14 protein-coding genes are annotated in these 15332 nt (G+C 37.4%); all 14 read right to left on the bottom strand.

What is annotated here, in order from left to right:
• Positions 1-14: 14 nt before the first annotated feature.
• The 14 genes from pknB to ACSYSF_RS05660 all read right to left on the bottom strand — a co-directional run bounded on the left by pknB (position 15) and on the right by ACSYSF_RS05660 (position 15111).
• Positions 15-1967: a Stk1 family PASTA domain-containing Ser/Thr kinase gene (pknB, locus tag ACSYSF_RS05595; RefSeq protein ID WP_489867000.1), complete on the bottom strand. Its 1953-nt coding sequence runs from the start codon at positions 1965-1967 to the stop codon at positions 15-17.
• Complete coding sequence (locus ACSYSF_RS05600; RefSeq protein ID WP_489867001.1) at positions 1967-2707, bottom strand: Stp1/IreP family PP2C-type Ser/Thr phosphatase; 741 nt, start codon at positions 2705-2707, stop codon at positions 1967-1969. Before ACSYSF_RS05600 ends, pknB begins: the two co-directional genes overlap by 1 nt.
• A gap of 36 nt (positions 2708-2743) precedes the next feature.
• Positions 2744-4114, bottom strand: a complete 1371-nt coding sequence (gene rsmB / locus ACSYSF_RS05605; protein WP_489867002.1) for a 16S rRNA (cytosine(967)-C(5))-methyltransferase RsmB — start codon at positions 4112-4114, stop codon at positions 2744-2746.
• Positions 4107-5057: a methionyl-tRNA formyltransferase gene (gene fmt / locus ACSYSF_RS05610; RefSeq protein ID WP_489867003.1), complete on the bottom strand. Its 951-nt coding sequence runs from the start codon at positions 5055-5057 to the stop codon at positions 4107-4109. The genes rsmB and fmt overlap by 8 nt, the downstream gene beginning before the upstream one ends.
• Before the next feature lie 66 nt (positions 5058-5123).
• Entirely contained in the window at positions 5124-7544 is a 2421-nt protein-coding gene (priA, locus tag ACSYSF_RS05615; protein ID WP_489867004.1) for a primosomal protein N', read from the bottom strand.
• Positions 7545-7692: 148 nt separating this feature from the next.
• Positions 7693-8880 carry an acetate/propionate family kinase gene (locus ACSYSF_RS05620; protein WP_489867005.1) on the bottom strand — a complete coding sequence of 396 codons (1188 nt, stop codon included), beginning with the start codon at positions 8878-8880 and terminating at the stop codon, positions 7693-7695.
• A gap of 102 nt (positions 8881-8982) precedes the next feature.
• Complete coding sequence (locus ACSYSF_RS05625) at positions 8983-9990, bottom strand: class I SAM-dependent methyltransferase (RefSeq protein WP_491737221.1); 1008 nt, start codon at positions 9988-9990, stop codon at positions 8983-8985.
• Between the two features lie 73 nt (positions 9991-10063).
• Complete coding sequence (locus ACSYSF_RS05630; protein ID WP_489867007.1) at positions 10064-10354, bottom strand: hypothetical protein; 291 nt, start codon at positions 10352-10354, stop codon at positions 10064-10066.
• Positions 10347-10775: a prepilin-type N-terminal cleavage/methylation domain-containing protein gene (locus tag ACSYSF_RS05635; protein WP_489867008.1), complete on the bottom strand. Its 429-nt coding sequence runs from the start codon at positions 10773-10775 to the stop codon at positions 10347-10349. The genes ACSYSF_RS05630 and ACSYSF_RS05635 overlap by 8 nt, the downstream gene beginning before the upstream one ends.
• A gap of 156 nt (positions 10776-10931) precedes the next feature.
• Positions 10932-11333: a type II secretion system protein gene (locus tag ACSYSF_RS05640; RefSeq protein WP_489867009.1), complete on the bottom strand. Its 402-nt coding sequence runs from the start codon at positions 11331-11333 to the stop codon at positions 10932-10934.
• A 1-nt stretch (position 11334) separates the two neighbouring features.
• On the bottom strand, positions 11335-11664 hold the full coding sequence (locus ACSYSF_RS05645) for a competence type IV pilus major pilin ComGC (RefSeq protein WP_489867010.1): 330 nt from the start codon (positions 11662-11664) through the stop codon (positions 11335-11337).
• Entirely contained in the window at positions 11661-12653 is a 993-nt protein-coding gene (locus ACSYSF_RS05650; RefSeq protein ID WP_489867011.1) for a type II secretion system F family protein, read from the bottom strand. The genes ACSYSF_RS05645 and ACSYSF_RS05650 overlap by 4 nt, the downstream gene beginning before the upstream one ends.
• Positions 12625-13542, bottom strand: coding sequence for a competence type IV pilus ATPase ComGA (gene comGA, locus ACSYSF_RS05655; protein ID WP_489867012.1), 918 nt, complete (start codon positions 13540-13542; stop codon positions 12625-12627). The genes ACSYSF_RS05650 and comGA overlap by 29 nt, the downstream gene beginning before the upstream one ends.
• 117 nt (positions 13543-13659) lie before the next feature.
• On the bottom strand, positions 13660-15111 hold the full coding sequence (locus ACSYSF_RS05660; protein WP_489867013.1) for an NCS2 family permease: 1452 nt from the start codon (positions 15109-15111) through the stop codon (positions 13660-13662).
• Between the last annotated feature and the right edge of the window lie 221 nt (positions 15112-15332).

The raw sequence follows: 15332 nt of genomic DNA on the forward strand, positions 1-15332 counted from the left end.
TCCTATCTAATTTCTTATTCATCATCGGAAGTTTCAGAACTTGATGACGGTGACGTTGCAGATGAGGCTTCACTACTTGCCTCACTTGAAGGTTCGGCTTCACTTGTAGAGCTCTCACGTGAAGATGAACTTGGCTGTTGTGTTGGTTGTTGCGGCTTATTAGCAGGAGCTGAAGGCCGCTTTGATGGTTTTTGTTGATCTGACTCACCTGGCTTTTGCGGTGCCTCATTAGTTGCTGGCGCACCCGTTGATAACGTAATTAGAATTGCCGTATTTTTAGCAACCTTCACACCGGGTGTGACTGATTGCGCCACAACTTTGCCTTTAGCAACGCTATCAGATGGAGTGCTATCAAAATTAACCATGACATCATTATTTTGTGCCCATGTTAGTACTGTATTTTGTGATTTACCAATGAAATTAGGTACTGTATGTTTCTTAGGTCCCTTAGAAACTTTGAAACGAACCTTTGTCTTACCAGGAACTACTCGATCTTCAGCATCAATATTTTGCTTCACAATGTATCCCTTTGGTACCGTGTCATCAGCAACCTTCTTTTGCGAAACTTTATAACCCTTATTGCGTAACTTATCACTAACAGAACTGTACTTTTCATTAACGTATTCACCAAAGCGCACCTTATTAGTACCCTTAGAAACGATTAGATTGATAACTGTATCAGTAGGAACTGTTTTACCACTCTTGGGATCAGTTTTCACAACTTTACCTTGTTCGATATCATCTGAATTAACTGTATCAACATCCCCAACTTTTAGACCGTCTTCTTTAATCGTCTTTTTAGCACTAGCTTGTGTCATACCAGTTACGTCAGACACATGCACCTTGTCTGGTTGCATTGAGCCGTACACAAAAAAACCAATTAACAAAACGATAACGACGATAATAGCGCCCCATATATAGCGTCGTTTTTTACGACCTTTCTTAGGCTTTTCGTTTTTTTCAGGTTCTTTAGGTGCCATAACTGGTGCTTCTTCTGCCGTTGTTTGTAGTTCGCTTGTTTTAGGCTCAACAAAGTTCGGACGCTGATCTGCCACTGCTTGAATATCAGCCAGCGGAATCACCTTGGTTGCTGTGTTATCTTCTTCAGCCACATCTGCGTCTTCCCAACGTGGTTCATTAATACGATTTGCTGACAAAGCTGTCGATAAATCTTCTGACATAGCTTCAGCAGATGCATAACGGCTCATCGGATTTTTGGCAGTTGCCTTAAAAATCACATTCTCTAATGCTTGTGGTACCCGTGGATCAACATCACGTACTGATGGCATCGGACTTTGTGTATGCTTAACCGCAATCGCAACCGCCGTTTCACCATCAAATGGTACATGTCCAGTAATCATTTCAAATAGGATAATTCCTAATGAATAAATATCACTGCGTGTTGAAGCACTTTCACCACGTACTTGTTCGGGAGCCATGTAATGAACTGAGCCAATTGCCGTATTGGTTTGCGTCATACCAAATGAACTCTGAGCCCGAGCAATACCAAAATCTGAAATTTTAGCTTCACCTTGATCACTGATCAAAATATTTTGTGGTTTCAAATCACGATGAATAATCCCCGCTTGATGGGCAACTGCAATACCAGCTAAAATATCCTGCATAATATCAATAATACGACTAACTGGAATTGGCCAATTTTTAGCAATATATTGCTTTAAATCCATTCCAACGACAAATTCGGTTACTAAATATTGTGAGCCACCTTCTTCACCGTAATCGTATACTTCAATAATATTTGGATGTAAAATCGACGATGTCGCAGCAATTTCATTACTGAAACGACGCCGTGTTTTTTCATCATCACGCATATCAAAGCGCATTAATTTCAATGAAACATCACGATCTAAAATAATATCATGAGCACGATAAACATTAGCCATCCCACCTTCACCAAGTGGTTCGATAATGCGGTAACGTTCTCCAATTAATTGATTTGGTCGCATTAATAAGCCTCACTTTCTTGATGACCAATGAGCACTGTAACATTATCCGAGCCACCAGCTTCATTTGTTTGTTCAATTAAATTAGTAACGGCATCGGAAATATTAGGCGCTGCTAGTACTGTTTTCAAAATTTCATCATCTCTAACATGTTTTGGCATACCATCAGTTGTCATCACAACATAATCATCAGCATAAATATTAATGATAAATAAATCTGCCTGGGCATCCTCAGTAACGCCCAATTGACGTGTAATTAAATGCCGACCTGGATGAGTAACAGCCTCATCCGGTGTAATAGCGCCTTCTTGCACTAATTCATTAGCTAAATTATGATCGGTTGTCAATTGACGCATTTGGTGTTGCCTAATAACGTATGCTCTTGAATCACCAATATTAGCAACAACCATTTCATTAGCCAAAAAGACTGCAATGACCAAAGTCGTTGCCATACCATTCAAGGTACGATAACGTTGCGCCGTTTTCACAATAGTCTCGTTTTCACTATTAATGCAATCAATTAGCCATTCTTTTGCATTTTCAGACGTTGTAATATTAGTCTTTTCCCATTGATTACCAATATGTGATACTGCCATCGTTGCCGCAACATCACCACCATTTTGTCCACCAACACCATCAGCTACAATTGCTAATTGCGCACCATTTTGATTAATGAAGACACTCACATAATCTTGATTATCAGTACGCATACGGCCAGTGTCAGATGCATAAGCTATTTTCATATTTAATCATCCCTTCATAGATACACTAATTGACCGTTATTGCTTAACTAATGTTGCAACAAAGAAACCATCAGAACCGAAATCATCTGGATATACATGTAGCATACCACGATTATCCAAACCATCTAAATCAAACACTGTCTTTGTAGGCACCAACTTAAAATCATGATGACTTGCTAAAAATTCATCGATTACATCTTCATTTTCAGATTTAAGAATGGTACATGTACCGTAAACCAGTCGACCACCTGACTTCAATTTACCAGCAACGGCATCCAAAATAGCACTTTGGATTTTTTGTAATTGGTAACTATCATCAATTGATTTCTCATATCTAATCTCTGGTTTACGTCGTAATAGGCCAAAACCTGAACATGGTGCATCAACCAAAATACGATCAAAAGCACCATCCGCAAATTTCTCATCAACTTTTCGTGCATCCAAAACTTGTGTAACAACCCGATCAGCAAGCTGTAAACGGTTAGCATTTTCTTGAATTAACTTTGCCTTGTGATCATGGATATCTAACGCTGTTACTTTACCACCTGCTTCAGCATTCAAATACGTTGCAATTTGCGTTGTTTTACCTCCAGGTGCAGCAGCTGCATCTAAGACTTGATCAGTAGGTGCAATATCTAAGCTAGGTACCATTAACATTGCTGATTCATCTTGTAACGTTAATAAGCCATCTTTAAACATTTGTGAACTTGCAACATGCCCGCCTGATACTAACAACGCATCTGGCGTAACTTGTGAAGGCTGCACACTAAATCCGGCTTGTTCTAATAACTGAGTCACTTCTTTTGTCGTTGTAACTGCTGTATTGATACGAACAGATTGCGCAGGTGCTTCATTAATGGCAGCAGCAATAGCAGCTGTTTTATCCAAACCTAATTGCTCCTGCAAAGTACGTAACAACCAAACTGGTAATGAAGCTTTAATTGATAGTTGTTCTACTGGATCTTGAATTTCTGTAAAATCTGAAACGCCTTGCCGTTGAATAGCATGCAAAACACCAGTCACAAATTTACGAATGCCATCATGACCACGTCGTTTAGCGATGTTGATTGCCTCGTCAAAAATTGCATGATCTGGAATTTTATCCAAATACTGCATTTGATAAATTGAAATCAACAATAATTCACGTACCCAAGCATCCAACTTTTGTGGCTGTTTTACAAACGGTGTAAGCCAATATTCAATAGTCAGCCGATGTTGAATCACGCCATAAACCATCGTAGTCATTAAATTCACGTCTTTTTCAGCCAATTGTGACTGTTTAATAATGCTATTTAACTGCAAATTTGAATAAGCTCCATTATGAACTTTTTCTAAAACACGAACAGCTAAAGCACGAGGATTTGTTTGCTCCCACGTCGCAATTTTTTGATTAGTTTTTTTACTCATTTGTAATTACGTGATCTCCCTCGGTAAATTTAGCATGGCCATTCAAATAAGCAGTAATTGCCATCTTAGGTTTGCCAGCTGGTTGAATTTTATCAATTGCAAGTACGGTACCATCCCCTGCTGCAATCCACAAATCATGTTTACTCTTTTTAACAACTGTTCCTGGCAAAGCTGAAACAGTTTCGTCAACAACATGGGCTTGATGGATTTTTGTACGGACACCATTAATATTAGTGTGCGCAATTGGGAAAGGACTTAAACCACGCACATGGTTGTAAACAACCTGGGCTGGTTTCTCAAAATCTAATACTTCTTCTTCTGGTTTAATATTTGGTGAAAAAGTAACTTCATCGGGATTTTGTGCGATTGGCGTTACTGTACCAGCAACCAATTTTGGTAAGGTTTCTAGTAACAAATCACGACCAACCAAGCTGAGTTTATCAAAGAGCATTCCCGTTGTATCTTCATTTAAAATTGGCAATTCTTTTTGTGCAATAATATCACCTGCATCCATGGCTTTTACCATGTACATAATCGTAACACCAGTTTTTTCATCGCCGTTCAAAACAGCATAATGAATTGGTGCACCACCACGATACTTAGGTAGCAATGACGCATGGACATTAATAGCACCTATTTTAGCAGCATGCAATAATTTTGTTGGCAAAAATTGTCCATAAGCTGCTGTAATAATAAAATCAGGCGCCAAATCAATAATTTGTTGCATTTCGTCTGATCCAGACAATTTTTCTGGTTGGAGAACCGGAATGTTTGCCTTAACAGCCACTTCTTTAACCGGTGTTGGTGTTAAGACATGTTTACGTCCAACTGGACGATCTGGTTGCGTTAAAACTGCTTTAACATCATAAGCAGAATCTTCAATTAAACTTTGTAGGATTGGGGCTGAAAAATCAGGTGTTCCCATAAAAACAATACTTGTCATGTTTATTATAAACTCCTCTACTGTATGTATGATAATACCATCATTTTCATAATGGTATTTTCGTCATTAAATAAAATTCGTTGGTTCACGGTCAATCATAATCGTCACCCCTTGTCGTTGTAACTCTTGTCCACATTGCATCAACTCGGTCAGTGCCTGCATAAGATTTTGATCATAACGATACTTAATAACTAATCGATAATAATATTTATTTTTAATTCGCACAATTGTACTAGGCGCAGGTCCAAGCATAATTGTTTCTTTATCAACAATTCCTTTTAACCAGTTTGCCGTTTCAAATGCTGTCTTAGCAGCTTGCTCTTCTTTTTCATGAGCAAACTTAATCTGCACCGTAAAATAATATGGTGTATATTTCCAAGCATAGCGAAGAGCCATTTCCTGTTTATAAAAAGTTTCATAGTCCTGATCTTTTGCCAATTGAATAGCATAGTGTTCTGGATTAAAGGTTTGCATAATAACTTCACCTGGCTTTTCGGCTCGCCCAGCTCGTCCTGATACTTGAGTGAGAAGTTGGAAAGTTCGTTCAGAAGCTCGAAAATCTGGCAAAGTTAGTGTTGTGTCAGCATTTAAAATACCAACTAACGTAATATTAGGAAAATCTAACCCTTTAGCAATCATCTGTGTTCCTAATAAAATATCTGCTTCATGATGACTAAAAGCGGTTAATAACTTATCAACCGAGCCTTTTTTACGTGTTGTATCAACATCCATACGTAAAACACGGGCTTGCGGTAAGATTTCGTTTAAATGTTCCGCTACTTTTTGTGTCCCAGTTCCAAACTGACGGATACGTGTTGATCCACAAACTTTGCAGCGACTTGGGATTGTTTCACTATAACCACAATAATGACACATTAATCGGCCAATGTCTTTGTGCACCGTTAAAGCGACATCACAATTCACACATCGAGGTGAGTAACCACAATCACGACAAATAACAAAGTTTGCATAACCACGGCGATTGAGCATCAACACAATTTGTTCTTGATTTGCCAACCGTTGCTGCATACTCGTTAATAATTGAGGTGAAACAATATCATCATCATTGTATTTCATTGACTCACGCATATCTACAATCTCAGTTGTCGGTAAAGCACTTTTCGTTGCACGTTTTGGCAATCTTAATAATTGATAAACGCCTTTATGGGCACGCGCGCGACTCTCTAATGAAGGAGTAGCAGAACCTAATACTAACGTCGCATCATAATAATTTGCCCGCCACTGTGCCACGTCACGTGCATGGTAACGCGGATTATCATCCTGCTTATATGATGCCTCATGTTCTTCATCAATGATAATTAGGCCAATGTTATCTAATGGAGCAAAAACAGCTGAACGAGCCCCTACAACCACATGGACCTCATGTCGTTGGACCCGTCGCCACTCATCGTACCGCTCGCCATCGGATAAACCTGAATGCATAACGGCTACATCATCACCAAAACGACTTTTAACCCGACGAACCATCTGCGGGGTCAAAGTAATTTCTGGCACCAACATTAACGCAGTTTTACCTTGAGCCAAGGTATGCGCAATTGACTGTAAGTACACTTCTGTCTTACCTGAACCAGTCACACCTTCTAACAAAAAAGTTTTGGTTTTTGCTGTTGTAATACTATTTGTAATCGCTAAATAAGCTGTTTGTTGCGCTTCATTTAACGTTAGTGGTTCGCTAGGTTGTACTGGTGTTTGTAACTTAGGAATACGATATGATTCCATTTGATCTTGTACTAGCCAGTCTTTATTTTCAGCTTGTTTAATAACAGCATAATCCAACTGATAGTGCTTAATGACTTCTTTAACAGGTACAAATTTAGGGGATGCTTGTATCAAGTACTTTAACAACCGTGCTTGTTTAACAGCTGCTGGTCGTAACTGTGCTAAGCGTTGCTGATAAAATGCTTTATTCTGTACTGGTTTTAAGACATTAACCATTTTAGCTTTCGCTCTATTTTTGACCAAATAACCAACTTCAATCACATGTTGTTTTTGCAATTTCATCAGTTGTGGTAACAATTCACGATCAACATTTTCGTTATCAAATGGCACTTCATGTCGATCCGCAAACAATAGTGCTATTTCTGGCCAATCTTCTAATTTTTCTGGTGCTAATAAGCGTAAGACTTTACCATATTTAGCTCGCATGACATTAGGAAGCATCGTTTGCAAGACACTAACTTGAAAGGCAAAGTTATAGTCGGCTACCCAAGCAGCCAATTGTAACAATTCTTCATTAAGGACTGGCGTCATTTCTACTACTTGAACAATGTCTTTTAATGTTTGCGGTTCTTCTATTTCTTGATTGGTTTCAACCACAAATCCTTGTACTAATCGATTTCCCTTACCAAAAGGAACAACTACGCGCATGCCACGTTGTAAGATATCCAATAAAACATCTGGTACATGATAAGTATAAGGTCGATTAGTTTGCATAGTTGGCACATCAACAATTACTTGTGCATACATCAATAGTTCCTCCTTTCTCCTTAGTAATTTTAGAAAAATAATCACATACTTCATTTTACCAGAATTACTAATATCATGTTCTGCTTATAGCAAAAATAAAAAGCCAGAACCTTTCAGTTCCAGCTCTAATTATTTATAAATTGTCTAATTACTTTGATTGCAAAGCTTGAACATCACGAGCAATCATCAACTCTTCGTTAGTAGCAACCTTCAAAACTGCTGCTGTTGAATCTTCAGTTGAGATAATAACTTCATCATCACGTGATTCATTCTTTGCTTCATCCAACTTGATACCCATGAAGCCCAAACGCTTAATGATTTCTTCACGTACGTTTGCAGCATTTTCACCAATACCAGCAGTAAATGTCAAAGCATCAACACCACCCAATTCAACATAGTATTGACCGATGTAACGAACAACACGATCAATGAAAATTTCAATTGCAAGTGCTGCATGGTCATTCGTGTCTTCAACTTGTTCCAAGTCACGCATATCTGATGAAATTGATGAAACTCCTAGCAAACCTGACTTCTTGTTCAAGATATCAAGCATTTCGTCATTTGATAGACCTTCACGGTTTTGAATGTAATATACAAGTGAAGGATCAACATCACCGGTACGAGTAGCCATCGCAACACCAGCTAATGGTGTGAATCCCATTGATGTATCGTATGACTTACCATCTTTGATTGCTGTAACTGAAGCACCAGCACCCAAGTGTAGCGTAATAAGCTTCAAATCTTCTAGCTTCTTACCTAACAAATCAGCCGTACGTTGTGCAACATAATAGTGTGAAGTTCCATGGGCACCATACTTACGAGCTCCGTACTTTGTGTAGTACTCATATGGTAGTGCATAAAGGTAATTCTTTTTTGGCATTGATTGATGGAAAGCTGTATCAAAGACAGCAACAGACAATGCATTAGGTAGCAACTTTTGGAATACACGAATTCCCAATGCTTCAGATGCATTATGCAAAGGTGCATAGTCTGCTAAACGCTCAATCTTGTTGATAACTTCATCATCAACAACAACTGACTTGTTAAACCATTCCCCACCTGCAACAATACGGTGACCAACACCGGTGATTTCTGACAAGTCTGCAATAACTTCATGTTCCTTCAATTGAGCAAGCAAAAGATTAATTGCAGCTTCATGATCTGCAATATCTTGTACTAATTCAAACTTTTCTCCATTATATTTCAAAGTAAAGATTGCATCGCTCATTCCGATACGCTCAATTTGTCCTTTTGCAATCACTGTTTCTGCTGGCATCTCAAATAATTGAAACTTTAGTGATGATGATCCAGCATTAATCGCCATTGTCTTAGCCATGTACACTTATCTCCTCTTTCCTAACTAATCATAATTAACTTAAAACAGTATATCATAAAAAAATGATATTCGTTAATAAAAACGTTTACAAAGCCTATTAAACTAATGAATATACATTTGGTTAGCGGTCATCCAGGCTGTCAATTCAGTCACAAACTGCTTATTTTCTTTCTCTTCAGACAATGATGGTGCCTTTGCCAACATGACTGGCTTAGCTTGTTGCGCATTAGCGCCAGAACGTTGTAATACTAAGATTGCTTTCCCATTCTTAGGGTCTTTAAACAAGTTAGTTGGCAACTGTACAAAGGCCTGGAAGTAGACTTTATCTGTTTGTATATAACGTAACAAAGATTTACTCTGTTCACTTTCAAATAAATTAGTTGGTACAGCTAAAATCACTAAACCACCTGGTTTTACGGCAGCAACACTTTGTTCAATCAATAAATGATGCACAAATGTTAAGCCATCTGCCACACTCATTTCATAATTTTCTGGTGCTGATTTAGGGTAATAACCGATTGGTAAATCACCGACAACAACATCAGCATCAGCAGTCATTGTGGTTGCAACGCTATCGGCTAAATTAACATGCCAATCCTCATCTAATAATGCGGCCACACCACTAGCTACGGTGAGCATCGTATCATCATTTTCCCAACCAGAAATTTTTAGACTTTTACCTTTAGTCTGTAAAGCCTGACTAATCGTAACCATTAAGTTACCAGTCCCTAATGATAGATCCTTAAGGGTTACGTTATTTGTTTTTTCAACAAATGCATTCGTAATCATGGTAATCCACATACCAATTGCATCCGGGGTTACTTGATAATTAGCTTGTAAGCCATCTTGATGAATTGTACCAACTAATAGAAATTGCAATACTTGGCGTTTATCATTCTTACTTAACTCATCAAAATTGGCTGATTTTAAATCAGCCATAATACTTTGCTTTTGTTCATCAGTTAGTGCCGCAAAATCATCATCAGATTGGCCTAACATCAGCTCAAACAAGATAATTAAGGCGTCAATTGATGCGCCATCAATGAATGTCATTACTTTCTGTTGGGCAGCCTGTAAATATTTTACGCTGTTTTCAATCGCTTCATACATTTCAATTACCTCATCTTTCATACAGAGACTAGTTTAGCTAGTTTCGATGTAACTGACAAGGTACATTAACCACTTATTTTTTAGGTACCATGACAATTTGCTGTGGCGTTACTTTCAAAGCGTAATGAGTTTTAGTAATATAAACAATTCTAGGAATCTGTTGCGCTTTTTTATCGACGACTAGATTTTTAGTCTGACGCACATACCTGACTGCTTGATATTTATTTTGCCAATATTGATATTCTTGTTTTTGTAAAACTTGATAATGCACTTGGCTACCCAACCAAAATGTCATTACGGCTAATAAAGTACCACTTAAAATAACAATATGACATAATATAAAGCCCTGTCGTCGCTTAACCATTAATATATACTTCTTCCTTAAATTGCCGACTATTAGTAAATTGCAAAGTTATTTGATATAAATGTGCTCCCTCTTCTGTAAAATTAACTTCTTTGACATCTAGCAAATATGATACAAACTTACCATCAGAACGATATAAACACAGACAGCGCCCCCACAAACCTAAATAATAAAATTTGTCAGTTTTTGTATTATAAATACCTAATTTATTACTGTTTACTGATTTCACTTGATAATGCTGCGCATCACTTTCTAAACGCGTAATAAAACGATTCATCAAAATCTCTTGCACATCATTAGTTTGGTGCTGTTTAATCTTTTGTATACCATGAGATAGCACAACAAACGTCCCCAATAAACTACTAAAAATAGCCAGCGCTATGATACATTCAACTAATGTAAATCCCTGCCTTTTAACCATGCTTGTCGTTCCTGATAATATTTTTGTTTGACCAACAGAATATTTTGATCATTTTGCTGCCGTTGTTGGCGTACCATTTCCACAGTCATTAAAACAATCGTGACCATTCCCAACACAACCGAGGTACTAATTAATGATTCAACTAATAAAAATCCTTTACGTCGTAAAACGATAAGCCCCACCTCCTAATTGAAAAATTAAACTGCAACGCGTTTTGGTTTTAACATTTACAAAGCGAATCGTTCCAGCAGTTACTTGTGAGGGACGCCAATGAATTCGATTACTATAAGTAAGAACTTGCCAATCATCAGGCAATTGAATCGTTTGATCACCAACATAAATTGTGTCTTCATGACCACTAATATAAAAACCAAAACCTTGCCCTAAATATACTTGTTGCTGTTCTAGTAAATATTTTTGGCGAAATTCATTTTTTACCGACTCCCAAGTATGCAACCGTGATTGTGCTGGCAACATTGTACCAGGTATTGAAATTAACAAACAGATTGCTAATACAACCAACGTTTCAATTATTGTGACACCTTTACGCCTCATCATATTACTTCTCTTGAATAATCACCTTATCACCCTTAATCGCAAACTTTGCCCGTTCCATTTGTCGTACTTGTGATAAGGTTAAGTAACCACAATTCATCAACATTTCTAATGACAAAGTATGCCGTCCAGCTTCATCTTCAGTAATTCGATACACATTCACTTGATTTTGTAAGGTATTGTATAGTGCCTTTTGTTGCCGTTCTTCAGCTGATTTACGAATATGAAATACATTAGGATAAACTAACACAACTAATAACCCGATAATAAATAATGTCGTTACAACTTCAATCAATGTAAAACCCTTACGATTTGCACCCTTCTTTTTCATCATTGAATAATTCCTCCCATATTTTGATACATCGGTACAAGTGTTAAATAATACAAAGCAATCACAACAATTCCAATTACAGCAAAGCATAATGGCTGGATAAAGGTCATATATTTTTGAATCAATTCATCAAGCAATTGAAACTTTCGCTTAGCTAGCAATTGAAACTCTTCCCCTACTTTATATTGCGGTTGACCACGCATAAACAATAGTGTGCATTCTACTGGTAACAGTTCTAGGCTAACGATAAACTGATGCATTGTTTGACCATCGTTTAAAGCTTGCCAGGCTTTGTCTCCTATATAAGCAGTTAATTTAGAGTTCTTAGCTTGACGAGCCCGTGTGACAATTGTCGCTAATTCAACTCCACTAGTTAGCAATAAGCCCAATTGTAAACAGATATAATATTCAATGCTTAATTTTATAATGCGACCAATTATGGGACATCTCATTAATAATTTAATCCGTAAATACCAAGACTGTTTTTTAAACCATGCCATACCAATCATTATTGGTATTAGCAGACCAACTAACCAATAACCACTATTTTTGATATCCATTAATTTTAAATTAATGCCTAGTTGCTGTAACTCTGGCAGTAAAAATAGCACAAACCCCGCTAACATTATCGCTAGCAATATCATTAATACAATTGGATATAGTAATAACTGACGTAATTTCTGATATTGAATCAAACGCTCTCGTTCTCGTTTCCCTAACGCCTGTAGCAACGCTACCAAGCGGCCATGAACCATTGCAAACTCTAATTGCTGCCTTAACTCGGGTCGAACATATGGCGACATCACAGTGGCAAACGTTGACCCTGATTTTAAGTCAGCTACCATTTGTTCAACTTGTCCTTCTGGTAAATGGAGTAGTAATTTTACGATTTTTAAAGCATTTTCTAAATCATAGCCAACAGACAATAAATAGCTTAAATTCTCAAAAAAGTCTGCTTGTCGCTTACGTTGCCACCTTTTCTTGTTCTTCATGCCCCAACTCCACTAATAATTTATCTAATGCGGCACCACTCATGACTTCGAGCTGCACATATGGTCCAGATGCTTGATTAACCATTTTTTGATAACCCAAGCCACATAAAATTTGTTGCAAAATATCTGCCGGAATACCAAAAGCACGCAGGCGGTGCCATATACCAACTATCGACATGGCATGAACTGTACTCAAAATCAAATGACCACTCAAAGCTGCTTGCGCAACAATATGTGCCGTCTGCGCATCACGTATTTCTCCAACAATCATGACATCAGGATGGTGTCGCAATGCCAATTTCAAAAGTTGTTCATAACTCATATCAGCAGCTTCATTAACCTGTAATTGTAGAAATTTAGGTTCAACAAGTTCGACGGGATCTTCAATCGTTAAAACCATTTTATGTCGTAAGTGATTAGCAGCCATATGATACATGGTTGTGGTTTTTCCTGACCCCATTTGACCGGCTAATAAAATTAAACCTTGCTTATTTTGTAATAAATTAGTTAATTCAGTTACTTTATGCACTGGTTGCCAATTTAAAAAATCCTCTTTCATACTATAAATTAGCCGAATCACGACTGATTCACGATTCAAAAAATCAGCCACACTGGAAATACGTAAATATAATGATTGATTATCTAAAATATAATGCCAGCGCCCTAATTGAGGTCGTCGAATTTCACTAATATCCATACAAGCTGAAAATTTAATATGACGAATTAACGCCTCGCCCTGATTACAATCTAACTGACCCATATTTTTTAAGCCGCCTAATTCATAAGATACTATTTGAAAGCCCATTTGATTTGGCAAAATGTATATGTCACTCGCATGATTAGCAGCCGCCTTGGCTAGTAAATCGTAAAACGTTTGTTGAACTACCATGGTATTTTAACCTCCTAACACTTATAAAGACGTTGCCCGTTTAAAAATGTTCACAAAAAAAGTGCAAAAGCGACATTCACTTTTGCACTATTAACGCTGATAACTAATCAACTTTTATTAATTTAAGGCCAAGACCACGAAGTTTAGAATAAACAAAATTGATACAATCCATAAGATAACACTAATTTCGCTAAACTTACGCTTAACACTCTTAATCAAAACGAAGAAAATAAATCCGGCAGCAATACCGTATGAAATAGAATATGAGAAGGCCATAAAGGCAGCTGTAAAGAATGCTGGGATTGCAACTTCAATATCATCCCAATCAATCAATTTAAACTCATTCATCATCATAATTCCAACCACAACCAAGATAGGTGCAGTTGCAGCACCTGGAATAACATTAACCAAAGGCGCTGCAACAATTGATAGCAAGAAACCAATAGCCACAACAACAGCCGTTAATCCAGTACGACCACCAGCTTTAATCCCGATTGATGCTTCAATAAATGTTGTTGTATTTGAAGTACCAAAAATTCCAGCAAACATCGTTGCAAACGTATCAGCAACTAGGCCACGATCCATCTTTGACTTGAAACCCTTATTTTCATAGAACTCTTTTTGGTCAGCTGGTGAGAAAATACCCGTTGAAATACCAGTTCCAATAAATGTTCCAATGGCATCAAACAAACCAGATAGTCCCATAGAAAAGACCGTTAAAATAACAATCAAAATATCTTTAGGTGAGGTAAACATTGACCATAACCCATGTGAGCCCAATGCTTGTCCAAAAATAGAACCAAAATCATGGAACGTCGTTGAAAATGATGACAAACCTTCAATATGTGTATTTGTAACACCCATTGGAATTCCAATTAAAGTTGTTGCAAAAACAGAAATCAAAAAGGCACCAGGCACATTAGCAATAACCAACAAAACTAACAAAATTAAGCCAATTAATGCTAATAGAACTGAAGGCTCCGTAAAAGTTGTTAACTGTGGCGTTGTGCTACCACTACCTGTCAATGTTTCAATGACTTTCGCACCACCACCATTAAATGGCTTATTATTTAATGAAATAATGTCCTTACCATCAACTAAAAAGTTAATAAAACCAGCATTCTTCAATCCAATATACGCAATATACAATCCGATACCAGCAGCAATCGCATGCTTCAGTTGTACCGGGATTGACTTAACAATCAATGAACGGACTTTCGTAAGCGTAATAATAACATCAACTAACCCAACCAAGAACACCATTCCTAGTGCCTGTTGCCAAGTGTAACCTAGTCCGAAAACAATAGTGTAGGTAAACATGGCTTGCATTCCAATCGAAGGTGCTAATGCATAAGGTAAATTAGCAAATAACCCAGTAATTAACGTACCCGTTACGGCAGTTAAAATCGTTGCTAAAAATACTCCCTGACTAGGCATTCCCGTCAAAGCAAGTACTGACGGATTCAAAAAGATAATATAAGCCATTGCCACAAAGGTCGTAATACCAGCAATAATTTCGGTACGTATCGTTGTGTTGTTTTCCGATAGCTTAAAGAAACGCTCCAACATAATAAGTTCTTCTCCCTAAAAAATCATGTTAACGTTATTCGTCAACATGACCCAAGCGGTAAAAAATTAACTGTTGATTGATATTTATAACACAATTAAATAGTTTACGTTTGAGTCTGTGGCAAAACACGTTAACGACTCTATTCAAATAAGTTTAACGTTATCGCTAAATTTCAAATTAGTCAATCCATTTATAAAAAAAGAACTTGTTAAATACAAGT

The organism is Weissella sp. ESL1139 (assembly GCF_058506735.1).

Coding starts and splice junctions, on each gene's coding strand:
- rsmB (WP_489867002.1), bottom strand. CDS start 4,114: ATGAGTAAAAAAACTAATCAAAAAATTGCGACGTGGGAGCAAACAAAT.
- comGA (WP_489867012.1), bottom strand. CDS start 13,542: ATGGTAGTTCAACAAACGTTTTACGATTTACTAGCCAAGGCGGCTGCT.
- ACSYSF_RS05635 (WP_489867008.1), bottom strand. CDS start 10,775: ATGGTTAAAAGGCAGGGATTTACATTAGTTGAATGTATCATAGCGCTG.
- ACSYSF_RS05645 (WP_489867010.1), bottom strand. CDS start 11,664: ATGATGAAAAAGAAGGGTGCAAATCGTAAGGGTTTTACATTGATTGAA.
- ACSYSF_RS05640 (WP_489867009.1), bottom strand. CDS start 11,333: ATGATGAGGCGTAAAGGTGTCACAATAATTGAAACGTTGGTTGTATTA.
- pknB (WP_489867000.1), bottom strand. CDS start 1,967: ATGCGACCAAATCAATTAATTGGAGAACGTTACCGCATTATCGAACCA.
- ACSYSF_RS05625 (WP_491737221.1), bottom strand. CDS start 9,990: ATGTATGAAGCGATTGAAAACAGCGTAAAATATTTACAGGCTGCCCAA.
- ACSYSF_RS05660 (WP_489867013.1), bottom strand. CDS start 15,111: ATGTTGGAGCGTTTCTTTAAGCTATCGGAAAACAACACAACGATACGT.
- ACSYSF_RS05600 (WP_489867001.1), bottom strand. CDS start 2,707: ATGAAAATAGCTTATGCATCTGACACTGGCCGTATGCGTACTGATAAT.
- ACSYSF_RS05620 (WP_489867005.1), bottom strand. CDS start 8,880: ATGGCTAAGACAATGGCGATTAATGCTGGATCATCATCACTAAAGTTT.
- ACSYSF_RS05630 (WP_489867007.1), bottom strand. CDS start 10,354: ATGGTTAAGCGACGACAGGGCTTTATATTATGTCATATTGTTATTTTA.
- ACSYSF_RS05650 (WP_489867011.1), bottom strand. CDS start 12,653: ATGAAGAACAAGAAAAGGTGGCAACGTAAGCGACAAGCAGACTTTTTT.
- priA (WP_489867004.1), bottom strand. CDS start 7,544: ATGTATGCACAAGTAATTGTTGATGTGCCAACTATGCAAACTAATCGA.
- fmt (WP_489867003.1), bottom strand. CDS start 5,057: ATGACAAGTATTGTTTTTATGGGAACACCTGATTTTTCAGCCCCAATC.